Origin of the sequence: Agrobacterium radiobacter (assembly GCF_040801995.1) — a bacterium.
Lineage (GTDB): Bacteria > Pseudomonadota > Alphaproteobacteria > Rhizobiales > Rhizobiaceae > Agrobacterium > Agrobacterium radiobacter.
Genome location: NZ_JBEGHX010000002.1, coordinates 517,639 through 532,739 on the forward strand (window position 1 = coordinate 517,639; position 15,101 = coordinate 532,739).

The 15,101-nt window shown below is 60.8% G+C and carries 13 protein-coding genes; 2 read left to right on the forward strand and 11 right to left on the reverse strand.

All coding sequences use genetic code 11. The annotated features are described in order from the left end of the window. The 8 genes from araD to MRBLRC7O_RS16320 are packed head-to-tail and all read right to left on the reverse strand — an operon-like array spanning position 1 to position 9,352. Positions 1-1,725, reverse strand: a complete 1,725-nt coding sequence (araD, locus tag MRBLRC7O_RS16285) for an L-arabinonate dehydratase (protein ID WP_060724821.1) — start codon at positions 1,723-1,725, stop codon at positions 1-3. A 37-nt stretch (positions 1,726-1,762) separates the two neighbouring features. Then, complete coding sequence (locus MRBLRC7O_RS16290) at positions 1,763-2,842, reverse strand: ABC transporter ATP-binding protein (RefSeq protein ID WP_060726923.1); 1,080 nt, start codon at positions 2,840-2,842, stop codon at positions 1,763-1,765. Between the two features lie 22 nt (positions 2,843-2,864). Further along, complete coding sequence (locus tag MRBLRC7O_RS16295) at positions 2,865-3,908, reverse strand: carbohydrate ABC transporter permease (RefSeq protein WP_060726924.1); 1,044 nt, start codon at positions 3,906-3,908, stop codon at positions 2,865-2,867. Beyond that, positions 3,901-4,869: a carbohydrate ABC transporter permease gene (locus MRBLRC7O_RS16300; RefSeq protein WP_003506778.1), complete on the reverse strand. Its 969-nt coding sequence runs from the start codon at positions 4,867-4,869 to the stop codon at positions 3,901-3,903. The genes MRBLRC7O_RS16295 and MRBLRC7O_RS16300 overlap by 8 nt, the downstream gene beginning before the upstream one ends. Positions 4,870-4,926: 57 nt before the next feature. Beyond that, positions 4,927-6,198 (reverse strand): ABC transporter substrate-binding protein, encoded by a 1,272-nt coding sequence (locus tag MRBLRC7O_RS16305; protein ID WP_020808679.1) that lies wholly within the window; start codon positions 6,196-6,198, stop codon positions 4,927-4,929. Positions 6,199-6,220: 22 nt separating this feature from the next. Next, positions 6,221-7,294 (reverse strand): Gfo/Idh/MocA family protein, encoded by a 1,074-nt coding sequence (locus tag MRBLRC7O_RS16310; protein ID WP_003506782.1) that lies wholly within the window; start codon positions 7,292-7,294, stop codon positions 6,221-6,223. Continuing rightward, positions 7,291-8,307: a Gfo/Idh/MocA family protein gene (locus MRBLRC7O_RS16315; RefSeq protein ID WP_020808678.1), complete on the reverse strand. Its 1,017-nt coding sequence runs from the start codon at positions 8,305-8,307 to the stop codon at positions 7,291-7,293. The genes MRBLRC7O_RS16310 and MRBLRC7O_RS16315 overlap by 4 nt, the downstream gene beginning before the upstream one ends. Further along, positions 8,300-9,352 carry a Gfo/Idh/MocA family protein gene (locus MRBLRC7O_RS16320; RefSeq protein WP_020808677.1) on the reverse strand — a complete coding sequence of 351 codons (1,053 nt, stop codon included), beginning with the start codon at positions 9,350-9,352 and terminating at the stop codon, positions 8,300-8,302. The genes MRBLRC7O_RS16315 and MRBLRC7O_RS16320 overlap by 8 nt, the downstream gene beginning before the upstream one ends. A 103-nt stretch (positions 9,353-9,455) precedes the next feature. Here MRBLRC7O_RS16320 and MRBLRC7O_RS16325 point away from each other — a divergent pair, with 103 nt between their 5' ends. Then, positions 9,456-10,169 carry a GntR family transcriptional regulator gene (locus tag MRBLRC7O_RS16325; RefSeq protein WP_020808676.1) on the forward strand — a complete coding sequence of 238 codons (714 nt, stop codon included), beginning with the start codon at positions 9,456-9,458 and terminating at the stop codon, positions 10,167-10,169. A gap of 33 nt (positions 10,170-10,202) precedes the next feature. Next, positions 10,203-11,123, forward strand: coding sequence for an SMP-30/gluconolactonase/LRE family protein (locus MRBLRC7O_RS16330; protein WP_020808675.1), 921 nt, complete (start codon positions 10,203-10,205; stop codon positions 11,121-11,123). A gap of 24 nt (positions 11,124-11,147) precedes the next feature. Here MRBLRC7O_RS16330 and MRBLRC7O_RS16335 read toward each other — a convergent pair whose 3' ends face one another. The 3 genes from MRBLRC7O_RS16335 to MRBLRC7O_RS16345 are packed head-to-tail and all read right to left on the reverse strand — an operon-like array spanning position 11,148 to position 15,065. Next, positions 11,148-12,461 (reverse strand): HlyD family type I secretion periplasmic adaptor subunit, encoded by a 1,314-nt coding sequence (locus tag MRBLRC7O_RS16335; protein ID WP_003506792.1) that lies wholly within the window; start codon positions 12,459-12,461, stop codon positions 11,148-11,150. Further along, on the reverse strand, positions 12,448-14,295 hold the full coding sequence (locus tag MRBLRC7O_RS16340) for a type I secretion system permease/ATPase (RefSeq protein ID WP_112495220.1): 1,848 nt from the start codon (positions 14,293-14,295) through the stop codon (positions 12,448-12,450). Before MRBLRC7O_RS16340 ends, MRBLRC7O_RS16335 begins: the two co-directional genes overlap by 14 nt. A 14-nt stretch (positions 14,296-14,309) precedes the next feature. Continuing rightward, positions 14,310-15,065, reverse strand: coding sequence for a hypothetical protein (locus MRBLRC7O_RS16345; protein ID WP_020808673.1), 756 nt, complete (start codon positions 15,063-15,065; stop codon positions 14,310-14,312). Positions 15,066-15,101 lie beyond the last annotated feature (36 nt).

Consider the following 15,101-nt stretch of genomic DNA (forward strand, 5'->3'; position numbering starts at 1 on the left):
TTAGAAAATATCGGGCTCGCCGGCGGTGCGGCCGAAATCCGTCTGCAGGAAGTCGAAATCGCAACCTTGATCGGCCTGCGTGACATGCTTGGAGAAGAGATAACCATAACCGCGCTCATAACGCGGCGCAGGTGCCTGCCAGGCGGCACGGCGGCTGGCGATTTCCTCTTCGCTGACCAGCATGTCGAGGCGTCGCTGCGGCAGGTCGAGGCGCACGATATCGCCTGTTTTCAGGAGCGCGAGCGGGCCGCCGACGAAGCTTTCCGGCGCGACATGCAGCACGCAGGCGCCATAGGACGTGCCGGACATGCGGGCATCGGAAATGCGCACCATGTCGCGGTGGCCCTTCTTGATCAACGCCTTCGGGATGGGCAGCATACCCCATTCGGGAAAGCCGGGACCGCCGAGCGGACCGGCATTGCGCAGCACCAGAACATGATCCGGCGTGACATCAAGGTTCTCGTCGTCGATCGCCTTCTTCATCTCCGGATAGCTGTCGAAGACCAGCGCCGGGCCTTCGTGCACATGATATTTCGGATCGCAGGCAGCGGGCTTGATGACGGCGCCGTCAGGGCAAAGATTGCCGCGCAACACCGCAAGCGAGCCTTCCGCATAAACCGGATTGTCGAGCGAGCGAATGACGTCGTCGTTGTAGACCTTCGCGCCTTCGAGATTTTCACCCATGCTGCGGCCGGTCACGGTCAGCGCCGAACAGTCGAGACGGCTTTCCAGCTGCTTCATCAGCGCGCGCAGACCGCCGGCATAATAAAAATCCTCCATCAGATAGTCTTTGCCGGAGGGGCGGACATTGGCGATGAGCGGCGTGACCCGGCCAAGTTCGTCCAGCTCGTCCAGCGTCATCGGCACGCCGGCGCGGCGCGCCATGGCGATCAGATGCACGACGGCATTGGTGGAGCAACCGGTCGCCATGGCGACGATGGCGGCATTGCGAAACGCCGTCGCGGTCAGAATACGGTCCGGCGTCAGCTCCTCGCCCACCATCTCCACGATACGTCGGCCACAACCTGCCGACATGCGCTGGTGTTCGGCATCTACCGCCGGAATGGAGGAAGCTCCCGGCAGGGTGAGGCCAAGCGCATCGGTGATGGCGGTCATGGTCGAAGCTGTGCCCATGGTCATGCAGACACCGGCGGAGCGGGCGATACCGCCCTGCACGCCGCGCCATTCCTCGTCCGTGACGTTACCGGCACGTCGCTCGTCCCAGTATTTCCAGGCATCCGAACCGGAACCCAGAACCTTGCCGGCATAATTGCCGCGCAACATCGGGCCTGCAGGCAGATAGATCATCGGCACGCCGGCCGAAATCGCGCCCATGACGAGGCCGGGTGTCGTCTTGTCGCAACCGCCCATCAGCACCACGCCGTCAAGCGGATGCGAGCGGATCATTTCTTCCGTCTCCATCGCCAGCATGTTGCGGTAGAGCATGGATGTCGGCTTGGTGAAGCTCTCATCGACGGAGAGCGATGGCATTTCGACGGGGAAGCCGCCCGCTTGCAGGACACCACGCTTCACATCCTTCACCCGCTCTGGGAAATGCGAATGACAGGTGTTGAGCTCCGACCATGTGTTCAGGATGCCGATGACGGGTTTGCCGACGAAATCCTCCTCCGCATAACCAAGCTGCATCATGCGCGAGCGGTGGCCGAAGCTGCGCAGGTCGTCGGGCGCGAACCAGCGGTCGGAACGGAGTTTTTTATCGGTCATGTCAATGGTCCTGCGTTGCGGGTTGCGCCTGGAGCTGTCAGTCCTGCCGGAGCGTCAGCCCGCTCGTCGTATCGAAAAGATGGATGTATTCCAGCGGCACCGACAGACGGATGACTTCGTCAGCCGATGTCGAGGTCTGGCCGGAAAGATGCAGCGTCACCCGGGTGCCATCACCGAGAGTGCCGTAAAGATAGGACTCTCCGCCCAGCTGTTCGGCGGTGCGCACAGACATGGTCAGTGCGCCTTCGCCACCCGCCTGCACATGGTTCGGACGGACACCGAGCGTCACTTTCTGACCGGGCTTGTAGGCAAAACCGGTCTGCGGCAGGGGGATCAGTTCGCCGGTGGCGATCTTCAGGGACGGCGTTGCATCTGAGGTCACTTCGCCGGCAAAGAAGTTCATCTTCGGCGAGCCGATGAAGCCCGCCACGAAGAGATTGGCCGGGCGGTTATAGAGATCGAGCGGCACGCCGAACTGTTCGAGCTTGCCGGCGCGCAGAACGGCGATCTTGTCGGCCATGGTCATGGCTTCCACCTGATCATGTGTCACGTAGATCATGGTATTGCCGAGACGCCGGTGCAGGCTGGAAATCTCGCCGCGCATGTCGACGCGCAGTTCCGCATCGAGGTTGGAAAGCGGCTCATCGAAAAGGAACACGCGCGGTTCGCGCACGACGGCGCGGCCAATGGCGACGCGCTGGCGCTGACCGCCGGACAGATCCTTCGGACGACGCTCCAGAAGCTGGTCGATCTGCAGCATCTTGGCCACCTGGTTGATCTTTTCAACGATGTCCTTCTTGGGTGTGCCGATATTCTCAAGCCCGAAGGACAGGTTTTCACGAACCGTCATATGCGGATAAAGGGCGTAGGACTGGAACACCATGGCAAGGCCGCGATCTGCGGCCGGCACCGTGTTGACCACGTCGCCGCCAATGACGATGTCGCCGCCGCTCAATTCCTCAAGGCCCGAGATCATGCGCAGCAGGGTCGACTTGCCGCAGCCGGAAGGGCCAACGAAAACACAGAATTCGCCGTGCTTGATATCGAGATCGACACCCTTGATCACATCGAGGGCACCATATGTCTTTTTGACCTGACGAAGCTGAATACTTGCCATTGTCGTATTTCCTCCCTGAGGATTATTTGCCGCCCGTCGATGCAATGCCGGTGGCGATGTATTTTTGCAGGAACATGAAGACCAGCGCGATCGGCGCAAGCGTCAGCACCGTCATGGCCAGAAGATTGCTCCATTCCGTCGTCATCTCCCCCTGGAAGGAGTTGAGCGCCAGCTGCAGGGTGAAGTTGTCATTGCGGGTCAGCACGATCAGCGGCCAGAGGAAATCGTTCCAGCGCCACATGATCGCAAGGATCGCCAGAACGGCAAGCGCCGGCGCCGAGAGCGGCAGGATGATGCGCCAGTAGATCTTCCATTCGCTCGCCTTGTCCATGCGGGCGGCATCGAGGATTTCATCCGGGATCGTCAGCATATATTGCCGGAGCAGAAAGACACCGGTCGGGGTGGCGGCACCGGGAATGATGACGCCCCAGAGACTGTTGATCATGCCCAGCTGGCTGGTGATGAGAAACAGCGGCACCAGCACAACGGTCTGCGGGATCATCAGCGTGCCGACAACCAGCGCCAGCACCACGCCCCTGCCCTTGAACTGGTATTTCGAGAGCGCAAAGGCCGCCATGGAGTTGACGATCAGCATGATGAGGGTTGAGGTCACCGTGATGAAGGTCGAATTCCAGAAATAGAGCGGGAAATTGAAGCGCTGGAAAAGCTCGGTGTAGTTTTCCGTGGCGAGCGCCACCTTTTCAGCCGGCTTCAGCTCGTTGAACTGCATCTTCAGGACTTCAGTGGGCTTTGCCGGGTCAACCACCTGGGCAACGAGGCCGATGCGCCTGATCATGCCGAACTTGCGGCCATCCTTGTCGACATAGGCCGGCAGCGGCGCTGCCTGCCCGTCCACCACCACGGTTTCCTGCGCATAGGGCAGGAGGCGCGGCGGGAAACGCTGCAGATCGGCTTCCGTCTTGAACGAGGAGAGCACCAGCCAGACGACGGGGCCGAACATCATCAGCACGGCCACGCCGAGATAGGCGTAGGACAGCCAGTCGGTCCAGTGCAGCTTACCGTTGCGGCCGCGGGTACGGGTCAGAAATGCGCCAATCCTAGCCATCGACCTTGCTCCTGTTTGCCCGGAATTGCAGGGCGGTCAGCACCACGAGCACCACGGCGAGCAGCAGCGAAGCGGCAGCCGCAAGGCCGAAATTGCGGGGCGTCCCGGCAAAGCCGGTCTGATAGATAAACTGAATGATGAAGGTGGTCGCCGAACCCGGGCCGCCACCCGTGAAGGCAAAGACTTCATCGAAGGTCTGCACGCCCTTGATGAGCGACAGGACGAGAACGACGAGCATGGTGGGTGCAAGCAGCGGCAGCGTAATGCGCCGGAAGATGCGCCAAGGGCTTGCCTTGTCGAGCTGCGCCGCCTCATAGACATCGCGCGGGATCGCCTGCAGGCCGGCCAGAAGAATTAGCGTGTAGAAGCCCATATGCGCCCAGACTGAGAGGAAGACCGACCAGCCGAAGGCAAGATTGGCTTCGAGCAACCAGTCGACCGAACCGAGGCCGAGGCCCTCCATCGCGGCGTTGAGAACGCCGAAACGCTGGAGAATCCACTTCCAGATCAAGGCCACAACGACGGGCGACAACAGCACGGGGAAGAAGAAGACGGCACGGAAGAACCCCCGCGCCCGGATATCGCGGTTGAGCACGATGGCCGTGATCAGCGAAAAGCCGACCATGAAACCCACCTGCAGCACCACGAAGAAAACCGTGTTCCAGACGGAGCGCCAGAACAGGTCACGCTCACAGGAATTGGGGTCGAGGTAGTTCTGACAGGAAAGAAGGACCGAGAAATTTTCGCCGCCCACGGCAGGGCGTTCGGAAAGCAATATGTGTTCGCTGCCGGTCACGGAATAGGCCATGTTCAGCACGATCGGCAGAAAGGCGAAGACCGCGAACAGGATCAGGTTTGGTGTGAGAAATACCCACGCGATCCGCCGATGGCCGAGAACCTTCTGCAGGAAGGCAAAGGGCAGTTCGACGATGCCCATGACGGGCGCAAGAAATTTATACATGAGGGTCCTCCTTCGATCCGGCGCGGCGCGGCATGCACCGCGCCGGAAGGCGATGGATCACTTTGCCTGTTTCAACGCTTCCTCGAGGTCCGTCTTCGCGCGGGCCATGGCCTCATCAACGGTGCTTTCACCGACGATGGCCTGCGTGATGCGCTGGACGGAGATGTTGAACATGGCGCGATTGTTCTTGTAACCCTGATAGGTGTAGGCAATCGGGCTGAGGCCGGGGATCTGGTCCAGCCAGGCGTTCATGGCCTTCTGCGTCGCAGGCGTCGCACCGGTATAGGTCACGCCCTTGTCGGCCACGGCCTTGTGGGCCGGAACGTTGCGGGTGCGAACGGTGAAGTCGAGATAATTCTCATCCTGAGCGAGGAAGTTCAGGATGTCGGCAACGATTTTCGGGTTCTTGGTCTGCTTGAAGCCGACAACGCCGGTACCACCAGGCATGCCGGTGCAGGCAGCGCCACCACAGGGCTGCGGCACGACTTCCCAGTCAAACGCATCGCCGACCTGGCTGTCGAAACGCGCGGTCTGCCAGCTGCCGGAATAATAATAGACCAGCTGGCCGTTGATGAATTCCTGCGCGGCGTCACGATAGGTGTTACCGCCCTGTCCGGCCCAGACGTCGCGCGCCATGGTGCCGTCCTTGTTCCATTCGACGAATTTCTTCACGAAGGTCGTGAAGCCTTCATCGACGAGAATGGGCTTACCATCGGCGTCGAAAATCTTTGCGCCATAGGAAATGGCCGGACCGGCAATGCGGTGGCCGGAACGGTCGATGGCCATCGGATAGGGCGTACCGGTTGCCTTGGCGACGGCACTAGCAGCCTTCGCCCAATCGTCCAGCGTTGCATCCTTGCCGGGTACGGCCACATTGGCCTGATCGAACAGGGTGCGGTTGATGAAAGCGCCGGTGATGGTGAGCTGGGTGTGCATGCCGTAGATGCCCTTGTCGTCAGGGCCGCTGCGGTACCATTTCAGCACGTTCGAGAAATTGTCTTCCCAATATTTCGCGTCCACATAGGGCGTGAGATCGAGATAATAGCGGTTGAGACCGCCAAGGTCGGTTACGGTTGCGAAATCCGGGCCGCTGCCACCGGCGAGTTGCACGGGCAGGCCTTCCAGAAGCGCCTTGTAAGGCACGACGTCAGTGACGATCTTGACGTCCGTATGCTGCTTTTCGTAACGGGCGAGAATGTCCTTGAGGATCTCACAGCCGTTTCCGTCATAAGCACAGGTGAAGCGCACTTCCTGCGCCGCCTGGGCGGCGCCAGCAAAGGACGCTGCGCCAATGGCGAGCGCCAGTGCCATGCTGTATTTTCTGGTCATCTGGTTTCCTCCCTTTAGATGATTATGCGTTGGCGGATGCGCGCGGTGCCCAGCCCTTGATCCACTCGCCTTCAGCGGCGTCGGACAGGCGAACCGGCTTTCCTTCCCTGACCGAGCGATAGATGGCGGTGACGAGTTCGATGGACTGCAAGCCGTCATGAACCGTCACTTCCTTGCCGCCGCGTCCTTCCATCGCGTCGGCAATGGCTTCGACAAAACCGGCAAAGCCGTTTTCGCCATCGGCCACCGTTGCCAGAACGGCGTCGATCTGATCCTGCGTCGTCGGTGCACGGGCGATGAAACGCCATGTGTCTTCAGCCGGGCGGTAGGGCAGCGTGCCGCTCTCGGCAGTGAACCCTTCAAAGCAGAAGCGCAGACGCGAGGTATCTTCGGCGGCACCTAGCGTGACCGAGCTCGTCGCCAGCGCACCGCTTTTCATGCGGAAGCTGAGCGCCGCGCAATCTTCGGTTTCGATCTTGTTGACGCGCGTGTCGGCCATGGCGAAAACTTCGTCGACTGGGCCGAGAACGTGGCAGAGAAGATCATGGGCGTGGATGGCGTGGCCGAGGATCGCGCCGCCGCACTCGCCCTTCCATGTACCGCGCCACGGAATGTCGTAATAGCTGGCGCCCCGGTTCCAATGGACTTCCGAGCTTGCGACAAAGGCCTTGCCCGCAAGACCGGCATCGATCAGCGCGCGCAGCTGCCGCATGGCGTGTCCGAAACGGTACTGGAAGACCGGAAACACACCGCGACCGGTCTTCTTGACGGAGTCGATCAGCGCGTTGGCCTCTTCCAGCGAGCGGACCAGGGGCTTTTCGCAGACCACATCTTTGCCCGCAGCATGCGCCTTCAGCGTGACAGGGAAATGCAGGTGCGGCGGCAGGCAGACGTCGATGAGCTGGATGCTCTCGTCGGCCAGAACCTCATCGAGATCGGTAGTCAGACGAATGGAGGTATCATCGCCGGCGACGGAGCGGGCGCGCTCCAGATCGAGATCGCAGATCGCCTTGACGACAAAGCGTTTGGGCAGTGCGCGATAGCCGCTCAGATGCTGGGCGCCGATGCCGGCGCCAATGATGGCAACACCGATCATTTCGAGACTCCCTCAGCCTTGGCCTGTGCCTGAAGCGAGAGGTCGCAGACCTTGAAGACGTGTTCCTGCGTCATTGCCGTTTCCGTGCGGTTGCGGATATCGTCGCAGATACGGGCGAAATAGGGCAAACCAGCATCGGAAGCATCAATATACTCGCAGCGGTCGCCATTCACGAGAACGAGGCGGTCGGTGCCTTCCGTATTGCCGACATCGACATATTTGCGCAGCTCGATGTAACCCTCGGTGCCGAGGATCGTCAGGCGGCCGTCACCCCAGGTCGGCAGCGCATCGGGCGTGTACCAGTCGACGCGGATATAACCGTGGCCCTTGTCACCGCGCAGCACGACTTCGCCGAAATCCTGCAGGCCCGGATCATCAGGGTTGGCATAATTGGCAACGGTGGCAGCCACGATCTCCACTTCGGTCGAGCCGGTGAAGAACATGAACTGGTCGATCTGGTGGCTGGCGATATCGGTGATGATGCCACCGTAAGCTTCACGCTCGAAGAACCACTTCGGACGGATCTGGCGGTTCAGACGATGCGGGCCGAGGCCGACGGTCTGGATAACGCGGCCGATGGCGCCCTGCGCGACGAGTTCAGCCGCCTTGGTCACGCTCGGAACTTCAAAACGCTCGGAGAAATCGACTGTCCAGATGCGCTTGGTCTTGGCCACGGTCTGGCGAAGGCGATCGAGCTGTTCGAAGGTGGTGCAGCCGGGCTTGTCGGACATGACATCCTTGCCGGCTTCCATGGCGGCGATGGCAAGATCGGCACGCTTGGAGGGGATATCGGCAATCACCACGAGGTCGATGGTGCCATCTGCAAGCAGGGCTTCCTTGGAAGCGGCACGCGGCACATTCGGAAAGCGTTTGACGAAGCCCTCCACGACATCGGGCTCGCCTTCGGTCCACCAGCCGGCAAATTCCGCACCGGCGTCCAGCAGATTCTGGGCCATGCCGAAAATATGCCGGTGCTCTATGCCAAGAGCGACGAACTTGATTGCTTTAGTCATCCTGCAGTTCCACTTCCTTGCCGGTGTCGGCCGAGTTGATGATCGCGTCGATCAATCTGTGAGACAAAAGAGCCGCGTCACCGGTGACGACCGGCGGGCGTCCTGAAGAGATGGCGTCTGCGAAATCCTCGAAGACGCCCTGATGCCATTCATGCGTGAAAGCCATGGGATCGGCGCCGCCGCCCGTGCCGGCGGCCGCGCCGCCGAAAGTCTCGTGCCGGCCATCACGCCAGTCGACATGCAACAGGCCGGAGGCGAGCCGCATACTGGCATTGTCGAAATGCAGGAGGATCGATTCCGCAGCGCCGGGGAAACTTGCGGTGCTTGCGACGAGCGAACCGACAGCGCCGTTCTTGAAGCGCAGACCGGCAGAAACGTAATCTTCGGTTTCCATGCGATGGAAACGCGTCGTCGCCGCCATGGCCTGAACACGGGCGACCGGCCCCGTGAGGCTCAATGCCAGATCGATCGTATGAATTGCCTGGGAGATCAGAACGCCGCCGCCATCGCGCGCCAGGGTGCCGCGGCCCGGTTCATCATAATAGGATTGCGCACGCCACCACGGCACAGAAATTTCGCAGAGCCCCAGCGCTCCGAGCGTGCCGCCATCGACAAGCTCACGGGCTTTCTGCGATGCAGCCCGCATGCGGTGCTGGAAGATGATGCCGAGCGTGACGCCAGCGTCACGACAGAGAGCCACAAGACCATTGGCTTCCTGCGTATTCCGGGCGACGGGCTTTTCCATCAGGATGTGTTTGCCCGCTTTCGCGAGCTGTCCGACGATATCGATGCGGGCATTCGGTGGCGTCGCGATGATGGCGAAATCGACATCCGCATCGCGCGCCGCTTCCTCGACAGAGGAATAAACGACGACATCGTATCCGGTGTGTTTCGACGCTTCCGCGGCCAGCGCCCTGGCGCGGCCGGAACCACCATCAACGATTCCCTTCAGGCGAATTTTCTCTGGGCTTGCCGCACAGGCAAGCACATGCGTCTTCGCTACCATTCCGGCACCGACGATGACGCAGGTCTTGATATTTTGCATTTCGGGAGCCTCCTTCCCAATGCGCAATCATTTGCATACCGGTATGCCGGTTGTCAACACACTTGTGTTCCGGTATACCGGTTATGAAAACGCTGGAGGGTATATGCCGAAAATTCCCGTAACAGGTGGCACCGTGCCGACGATGGAACGACTGGACCTTCACCGTCCGGTCGTTGACCAGATCTATTCCGCGCTGAAATCGGCCATCCTTTCGCGGGAGCTTTTTCCCGGCCAGGCGGTTTCGGAAAACGAAATCGGGCAATCCTTCAGTTCCAGCCGAACGCCGGTGCGCGAAGCGCTGAGCCGCCTGCGGGATGACGGCCTGATCGTCACCCTGCCAAGCCGCGGGACCTATGTTTCGAGGTTATCGGAAAAGAACATTCGCAGCGCGCAATTCATCCGCGAGGCCTTGGAGGTTGCAGCGGTTAGCAGGCTTTGCCAGATCGGCCTGACGGCGGAAGCCGAGCTGGAGATCGAACACGCCCTGAATGGCCAGCGTGCAGCCATGCGCCGCGGAGACAGAAAGGCTTTCCGCGTACATGACGACCAGTTCCACAGCGCGCTTGCTGCTGCGACGGGTCTCGAGAGACTGGAAACGCTATTGATCCGCGAAAAGGCGGGGCTGGATCGCCTGCGTGCACTCGCCATCACCGACGAGGCGCATATGGCACGCCTGCTCTCCGAACACGAGGCGGTTTACGACGCGATCAAGGCCGGGGACGAAGCCCGTGCGGCCGACGATTTGCGCAAGCACTTAAGGCGCGTCCTCGGCATTCTTTCGCAGGTTTTCGAGAACCATCAGGACTATTTCGAATAATTCTGCGGCATCTTTCTCAACGGTTCGAGCATCATGAATACGGCAAATCCCGCACAAACGCTTGCCATGTCGCAGGCGAAACTTCTTTGCGACACGATGAGCACACTTGCGGAATCCCCTGTTTGGGACGAACGGCGACAGGTGCTTTTCTGGTGTGACATCCTCGGCAGAACGGTGCGATCTGCAGCGCTTGAGCCGGGCTTCTATCGCGAATGGTCGTTCCCGCACACGGTATCGAGCCTCGGGCTTTGTCAGAACGGCGATCTTATCGTCGCCTGCGGTATGGATATTATCATCCTCGATCCGGATAGCGGCAAAACGCGCCTTCTCCATTCCATTCCGGCACCGGACGGCATCCCCTGCCGGCTGAACGACGGCCGGATCGGCCCCGACGGCGCTTTCTGGGTGGGAACCATGCACAATGTGCCGCTCCCGGACATGGAGCCATATGGCGAACTTTGGCGGATCACCGAAAAGAACACCGAGCGCATGCAGACCGGGCTGACATGCCCCAATGGGCTCGCCTTCTCCCAGGACGGATCGATCATGTGGCAGAGCGATTCCGTCCAGAAATGGATACGACGGCGAAAATTCGACAGCAGGAACGGCAGGTTCGATGAAGGCGTGCTGGTGGCCCAGATGACGGAAGAGACAGGAAGACCCGATGGCGGCTGTCTCGATAACAACGGCACTTATTACAGCGCAGGCGTTTCCGCCGGTCTGCTGAACGTTTTCACGCCCGACGGCAAGCAGGCGGAGGTCATCGCGGCCCCTGTCCCGCACCCCACCATGCCTTGCTTCGGAGGGCCCGATTTCAATATCCTGTTCCTGACATCACACCGCCACAACATGTCCGAGGACCGGCTGAACAAAGCACCATTTTCGGGCGGCGTCTGGGCGATCCCGACACAGACAAAAGGGTTCGCCGGCTTCCGTTTTGGCGACGATGGATAACGCCCGGAAGCCGGGTTCGAATTCCTATTCCTCCCGGAAGGCGCGGCTGATCTGGTCCGTCAGCGGCTTGGCGATATAGGACAGCGCCGTCCTTTCGCTGGTCTGAATGAAGGCCTCGGCCGGCATGCCCGGCACCAGCGGCGCATTGTTCAGCTTCTGCCGCTCGGAGACCGGCACGGAAATTCGTGCCAGATAATAGGAGAGGCCGCTACGCTGATCGGTGGTGATGTCAGCCGCAATGCGGCTGACATGGCCTTCCAGTTCCGGCGTGACCCGCTGGTTGAAGGCAGTCATGCGCAACATCGCCTTTTGCCCCACCTGCAGCTGATCAATATCCTTCGGAACGATCTGCACCTCCAGCGCCAGCTCGTCGCCGTCAGGGACGATGAGCATGATCGGATCGGCCGGGGTCACCACGCCGCCCACGGTATGCACGGCCATTTCATGCACCATGCCGGATTGCGGCGCGACGATATCGATGCGCTTCAGCTGGTCTTCGGCGGCGACCTTGCGCTCGACGAATTCCCCCATCTGGGCCTGTATCTCGCGCAGTTCCCGACCGACCTCGGTTCGTAATTCCTGATCGATCTGCAGGATTTGCAGTCTGGTTTCGGTGATGCGGCCCGCCGTCTGCGCCTGATAAGCGATTTTTTCGCCGCGCTCACCGCCGAATGTCGCGGCCTGTGTCTGCAGGCTGTTCAGCCGCTGCACGGACACGACACCCTGTTCGCGCAGGGATTTCTGCGAGGTAATTTCCGCCTCCAGCACGGCGAGGCCGTTATCATAGGCGACTTCCTGCGCCTTCAGCCCTTCGATCTCATGTTCGAACTGGGTGATGCGTTCCGAAAGCTGCGCTTTCCGCCCTTCGCGGTAAGATTTGCGGAATTCGAACAACTTGGTTTCACTGCGCATGGCGGAGGCGACATCGGGATCGTCCTTTCGCACGATGAGAGTCTGCGGAAAGACGAGTTCCGGCAGATCGTCACGCTCGGCCTCCAGCCTTGCCATCCTCGCATTCAACTCATCCAGACGTTTGGTGACGATGGCGAGATTGGCGCGGGTCTGGGTCGCGTCGAGGCGCATGACCACATCGCCGGCCTTCACCCTGTCGCCCTCGTTCACCAGAATTTCACCGACGACACCGCCGCTCGGGTGCTGCACCTTCTTGCTGTAGGAATCCACCACCAGATGGCCGGAGGCAACCACCGCGCCGGCAAGATTGGTCGTCGCGGCCCACCCGCCGACACCACCCAGCAGCACAACGCCAGTGGCAAGACCGGCAAGAAGATGTTTGCGGATGGAGTGGGACACATGGCTGCGCTGATCAATGTTTGACATCCGCATCTCCTTCCTGGCTGCTTTCTTCACGGACCTCTTCCAACACAGCAACCTGAGGCTGGGTATTGGCGACGACGCGCAGCGGCGAGACCGTCTGGGCGGATGCGGTAAATCCCTTGGCTGTCTGCGCCTGCGGAGCGCGCAGCACCTTCGACAACACCTCGTCGCGCGGGCCGAAGGCCTTCATCCGTCCCTCTTCCATCATCAGAATGAAATCGACGGCACCGATGGCGCTCGGCCGGTGGGCGACGACGACGGCGATACCGCCCCGCGCCTTGACCGAAGAAATCGACTTCACCACGGCGGCTTCGCCTTCCGCGTCGAGATTGGCGTTCGGCTCGTCCAGCACGACGATGAAGGGATCACCATAAAGAGCCCGGGCAAGACCGATGCGCTGGCGCTGCCCGGCGGAAAGCGCCGAACCCGCCTCGCCGATATCGCTGTCATAACCCTTTTCGAAACGCAGGATCAGCTCATGCGCGCCGGCAGCCCTGGCCGCCGCGATGATGGCCTCGGGATCGGGATTATCCTCGAAACGGGAGATATTTTCACCGATCGTGCCGTCGAACAGTTCAACGCCCTGCGGCAGATAACCGATATGGCGGCCGAGCGTTTCCCGGTCCCACTGATCGAAACTTGCGCCGTCCAGTCGTACCTTGCCGGCAGCCGGCATCCACGCGCCGGCGAGAATGCGCGAAAGCGTGGATTTACCCGAGCCGGAGGGGCCGATAACGCCGAGCGCGTTTCCAGCGCTCACGACAAAACCGAGACCGGTGACCGTCGGCTTTCTCTCTCCTGGCGGAACGATGGTGACGTTTTCGACCCGCAATTCCTTTTCAGGCTTCGGCAGCGCCATGGCGGCGGCATTGGCTGGCATCTGCGCGAAAAGCTCCCTCAGCCGCGCCCAGCTTTGGCGGGCGGCCACGAAGGACTTCCAGTTGGAGATGGCAAGATCAACGGGCGCCAAGGCCCGACCCATCATGATCGAACTGGCGATCATCACGCCGCCGGACGCTTCCTGGTTGATGACAAGCCATGCCCCAACCGCAAGAATGCCCGATTGCAGCACCACACGCAGGGATTTTGCAATATTACCGAGACCGCCGGCCACATCACCCGCCTTGCGATTGGCGGCGAGATAGGCCTCGTTGGAATTCTGCCAGCGGTTGCCAAGCCGACCACCCAGCCCCATGGCCTGCACGACTTCGGCGTTACGGCGCGAGGCCTCCAGCTGCCGGTTGCGGGCCATGTTTTCCACCATGGTGTCGCGGATCGGCTTCTGCGAGAAAATATTGGTAAGGATCGTAAGGGAGACGAGCAGTATCGCGCCGGCAAGGGCCGTAACGCCGATCCAGAAATGAAACAGAAAACATATGCCGAGATAAAGCGGCATCCACGGCAGATCAAAAAACGCGGTCGGCCCCGTGCCGGACAGAAAACCGCGCACATTATCGAGATCGCGCAACGGCTGCAGACCATCGCCCGGCATGCGATTGACGAGCGGCAGGCGCACCACGGCGTCATGCACCCTGCTGGAGTGGCGCATATCGAAGTCTTCGCCGATACGGATCAGGACGCGGGCGCGGATGATATCAAGCAGGCATTGAAAGCCGTAAAGGCCAAGTGCGAGAAGAGCGAGCCCGACCAGTGTCGGCAGGCTGCCGCTTGCCAGCACCCTGTCATAGACCTGCAGCATGAAGAGCGGCGACGTCAGCGCGAGTATGTTGACCACGCCACTGACGAGCGCGACGCCGAGAAACGTGCTTTTAAGGGGCGAAACAACCGCCGCAGTGAGGGACTGCGGCGGCGTCTGCTGGTGGTTTTGAAAGCCCACAGCCTGTTTTTCCTTTACGCGGCAAGCGCCGATGCGTTGGCAAAAATGAAGTCCGATGCATCGAGCACATTTGCATCAACGCCATTCAGCGTGATGGAGACGGAAGTGTCTGCTGCAGAAAGGATAACGGCATTTCCGCTATCATTATACCACAACAAATCGTCCACCGAAGTTGCGCCCCAGGCGGAAACATCGAGCGTATCCGTGCCATCCTGATAGCCGTAGGTTCCGGTTGGGCCGGCCTGCACGACATCATTACCGCCGGAGAATACGAAGGTATCCGCGCCGGCAAAGCCGGTCAGGGTGTTGGAGGCAGCCGTGTCCTCGATCACCGTGCCGGTGGCGGCAAAATAATCATAGAATCCAGCCAGCGAACCGAAGCGGGCAAGCTGGTAAACCGCGAGATCGAGAAGATCGCGAGCACCGGCGAGCGAATAGGCGCTGTCGGGATCGATCAGCAGTTCCTGCTGGCTGACGGCGATGCCGCTCGTGGACTGGCTGTAGCCGGTGCCGAGAACGATGCTGTCGACCGAACCCGTCAGGTTGCCCTGGGAGTACTGCAGAGCGCCGCTCATGACGATGCCCTTGCCGCCGGAGCTGCCATCGCCCCACGCCTCATAGGTCGTGTTCGGATCGATGGTGGTGGTGGCGAGAGAGCTGGTCTGAGCGTCGTAGAACGCACCATAGGTCGAACCGAAACCGCTCGTCCAACCGTTGAGGTAACCGATCAGGTCGGAGGAAGACTGCGTCAGTTGAATTGTGGTAGCCATAGGTGTACTCCTTTGCTGGCCAATAGAGGTACCTTC